This is a genomic window from Vibrio sp. 1180_3, from assembly GCF_029478545.1.
GTDB classification, from domain to species: domain Bacteria; phylum Pseudomonadota; class Gammaproteobacteria; order Enterobacterales; family Vibrionaceae; genus Vibrio; species Vibrio aestuarianus.
The window spans coordinates 1-255 of sequence record NZ_SJFM01000269.1; the positions used below are offsets into that span (position 1 = coordinate 1).

The 255-nt window shown below is 44.7% G+C and carries 1 pseudogene; it reads left to right on the forward strand.

Going from position 1 to position 255, the window contains the following annotated elements:
• Window positions 1-179: 179 nt before the first annotated feature.
• Window positions 180-255: pseudogene (locus EYW48_RS22075) on the forward strand (RNA-directed DNA polymerase); the annotation flags it as partial.

The following is a 255-nucleotide window of genomic DNA, read 5'->3' on the forward strand; positions in this document are numbered from 1 at the left end:
CTCCCTCTGGGAAAGCCTTCGTGGCCGATAGTGATGCAGGTATAGGAGGTTGGAAAAAGCGAAGGCTGCATTGTAACGATGCAGATACAGATTCATATCTGATCACGAAAGTGGGCTGACTTCCGACTGGTCTTCCGTTGCAAGAGAATTTGAAGAACTTTATTCAAGGAGAAACGCAAATGATGATTTCAAAAGAGATTAGTGCCTCTCCTGACAGTGCTCAATGGCAATCCACCAATTGGAAAGACGTTGAAT